At 64.2% G+C, this 3,109-nt stretch carries 4 protein-coding genes and 1 riboswitch; all 4 genes read left to right on the plus strand.

From position 1 onward, the window contains the following. Nucleotides 1–115 precede the first annotated feature (115 nt). A complete protein-coding gene (gene lspA / locus ABUA09_RS18175; protein ID WP_033118411.1) occupies nucleotides 116–604 on the plus strand; it encodes a signal peptidase II in 489 nt (162 codons plus the stop codon). Continuing rightward, entirely contained in the window at nucleotides 579–1,487 is a 909-nt protein-coding gene (locus ABUA09_RS18180; protein ID WP_058116846.1) for an RluA family pseudouridine synthase, read from the plus strand. The genes lspA and ABUA09_RS18180 overlap by 26 nt, the downstream gene beginning before the upstream one ends. A 58-nt stretch (nucleotides 1,488–1,545) precedes the next feature. After that, nucleotides 1,546–1,664: riboswitch (TPP riboswitch) on the plus strand. A 78-nt stretch (nucleotides 1,665–1,742) separates the two neighbouring features. Further along, nucleotides 1,743–2,330 carry an energy-coupled thiamine transporter ThiT gene (gene thiT / locus ABUA09_RS18185; RefSeq protein ID WP_075704984.1) on the plus strand — a complete coding sequence of 196 codons (588 nt, stop codon included), beginning with the start codon at nucleotides 1,743–1,745 and terminating at the stop codon, nucleotides 2,328–2,330. A 5-nt stretch (nucleotides 2,331–2,335) separates the two neighbouring features. Then, nucleotides 2,336–3,109, plus strand: a 774-nt coding sequence (locus ABUA09_RS18190) for an HAD-IIB family hydrolase (RefSeq protein WP_349949622.1), incomplete at its 3' end; no start/stop codon positions are given.

Below are 3,109 nucleotides of genomic sequence, written 5' to 3' on the forward strand. Positions count from 1 at the left end.
CTGTCACGCTGCGGCGGCTGCGCGCTTCTCCTTGCAAAATGCCGCCGTTTTGATATAATACCTTTCAGCGGAACAAGAATACGGCGGGATCGCCGTCCCAAGGAGTAACCCAACTATGTTGTACGCCATTCTCGTCGTCCTTCTGGTGGCGGCAGACCAGCTTGTGAAGATCCTGGTCCGCGCCAATATCCCCCTGGGCGCCTCTATGCCCTTTCTCCCCGGGCTGGTGGAGCTCACCTACGTGCAGAACACCGGCGCGGCCTTCTCCATCTTCAAAGACCATACCTGGCTCCTCACCATCATCTCCGCCGTGGTGGCGGCGGCCATCGCCGCCGCGCTGATCAAAAGGGTGGTGGCCCATCCCTTCGGCGTGATCACCCTCTCCGTGGTGCTGGCGGGCGCTGTGGGAAATCTCATCGACCGGGCCCTCTTCGGTTTTGTCACCGACATGTTCAACCTCCAGTTCATGCATTTTGCCGTCTTCAACGTGGCCGACATCTGCGTGGTCTGCGGCGGCATCGCCTTTTGCGTCTACTTTCTCTTCTTCTATGATAAGCTGGAAAAAAAGGAGGCCCCCGATGACTCCCATCCTGCTGAGGGCTGACCGGGAGGGGGAGCGGCTGGACCAGCTCCTGGCCCGGTCCGTGGACGGCCTCACCCGCTCGGCCGCCCAGCGGCTGCTGGAGGAGGGAGCCGTCACCCTCAACGGCGCGCCGGCCCGGAAAAACACCCGCACTGCCCCCGGCGACGCGGTGGCGCTCTCCCTCCCCGACCCGGTGGAGGTGGACATCCGGCCCCAGAATATCCCGCTGGATGTGGTCTATGAGGATGCCGACGTCATCGTGGTCAACAAGCCGGTGGGCATGGTGGTCCACCCCGCGCCCGGTCATCCGGACGGCACACTGGTAAACGCACTGTTATATCACTGTGGAAATAGCCTCTCCGGAATCAACGGGGCGCTGCGGCCCGGCATCGTCCACCGCATTGACCGGGACACCTCGGGGCTCATCATCGCCGCCAAAAACGACGCCGCCCACCTGGCCCTGGCCGCACAGCTCCAGGACCACTCCCTCTACCGGGAATACGAGGCGGTGTGCGTGGGCACGCTGAAAGAGGCGTCCGGCACCGTGGACGCGCCCATCGCCCGGCACCCGGCGGACCGCAAAAGGATGTGCGTGGACCCAAAGGGGGGACGGGCGGCGGTGACACACTGGTCCGTTCTGGGTCGTTACCCCGGCCATACCCATATCCAATGCCGCCTGGAGACGGGCCGCACCCATCAGATCCGGGTGCACATGGCCTACATCGGCCACCCGCTGCTGGGAGATGTGGTCTATGGGGCGAAAAAGCCCGTCCCGGGCCTGGCGGGGCAGTGTCTCCACGCCCGGCGGCTCTCCTTCGTCCACCCCTCTGCGGGGACGCGCGTGACGGTGGAGTGTCCTCTGCCGGACTATTTCAGTCAGGCGCTGCGGAAACTGGCGCGCTGACGCCCCGGGTTGACAAAGCCGGACCGGCTGATATATAATACGGACCGACCGCAGGACAAATCGAATACAGGGGCGCTGGACGCAAGTCCGGCTGAGATGCAGGGGCGTAGCGCCGCCCCCGGTCCCTTGAACCTGATCCGGGTAATGCCGGCGTAGGAAGATGATTCGGCTTTTCATGTCGTTTCTCCCGTACCGCATTGCGCAGAGTATCCAGGTTTGCGCTGCGGTACATTTTGTTCGAGGGAGAAATGCACCATGGAAAACACCGCGACCGCAAGATCCAAACCCGCCAGGCGAAACGCCACCCGCATGCTCTGTGAGGGCGCCATTATGGTGGCCCTGTCCCAGATCCTGAGCTATATCAAGCTCATGGAGCTGCCCAACGGCGGCTCTCTCACCCCCGCCATGTTCCCCATCCTGCTCTTCGCCGTCCGCTGGGGGCTGGCCGACGGCCTGCTGGCCGGCTTTGTTTTCGGCCTGCTGCAACTGATGTTCGACGGGGCCTACGCCTGGGGCTGGCAGTCCATGCTGCTCGACTACCTGGTGGCCTTCACCCCCCTGGGCCTCGCCGGCCTCTTTCAGGGGAAGCGCTGGGGCATCTTCGCCGGCACCGTGCTGGGCTGCTTCGCCCGCTTCGTGGTCCATTTCATCAGCGGCGTGACGATCTACCGCATCTACGCCCCCACGGAGATCCTGGGCACGGTGTTTGATAATCCTACGCTCTATTCCATTGTCTATAACGGCTCCTATATGCTCCCCAACACCATTTTGGCACTGGTCATCGCGGCGCTGCTGTACGCGCCGCTGAAAAAGTTCTATCTGGGGGCCGACATTCAGAGATAAGGTGTGTGATTCACTTGGGCAAATTTGAGGGCGTTCTGCTGGCCAGCGACTTTGACGACACGCTGGTGGGCTCCGACTGCGAGGTGTCCCGCGGGAACCGGGAGGCCCTCGAATACTTCGTGCGGGAGGGGGGCCGGTTTACCGTCTCCACCGGGCGGGCCCACCGCACCTTCGCCCCCTATGTGGACGCCGCGCCCATCAATGCCCCTGTGATCCTCTCCAACGGCGCCCTGCTCTATGATTTCCGGGCCGGACGCACGGTGGTGGACCTGCCCCTGCCCGTCTGCGCGGCGGAGGACCTGGGGGAGCTGTGCTCCGCCATCCCCGCGCTGGGGGTGGAGACCTACCACGGCGACGACGTGTATATCTACCGCCCCAACGCCCACACCCAGCGGCACGTGGAGCGGGTCAAGACCACCTGGACCGAGATGGGCCTGGCGGAGATGCCCTCCCCCTGGAGCAAGGCGGTGATCCAGGCCGACCACGACGTGCTGCTCCGGGCCCAGGCCCTGATGCTGGAGCGGTGGCCCCAGCGGTACGAGGTCATCTTCTCCAACGCCGTCCTCTTGGAATGCACGGCCAAAACCGCCACCAAGGGGGGCATGGTCCTCAAGCTGGCGGAGCTGCTGGGGATCCGCCGGGAGCACATCTACTGTGTGGGGGACAATCAGAACGACATCCCCATGCTGGCCGTCTCCGCCATTCCGTTTGCCCCGGCCAACTGCGCCCAGGCGGTAAAGGATTGGGGCGCCACGGTCCTCGGCTCCTGTGACGAGGAC

The sequence above is a fragment of the Intestinimonas sp. RTP31139st1_F5_RTP31139_211217 genome, assembly GCF_040226735.1.
GTDB lineage: Bacteria > Bacillota > Clostridia > Oscillospirales > Oscillospiraceae > Intestinimonas > Intestinimonas butyriciproducens.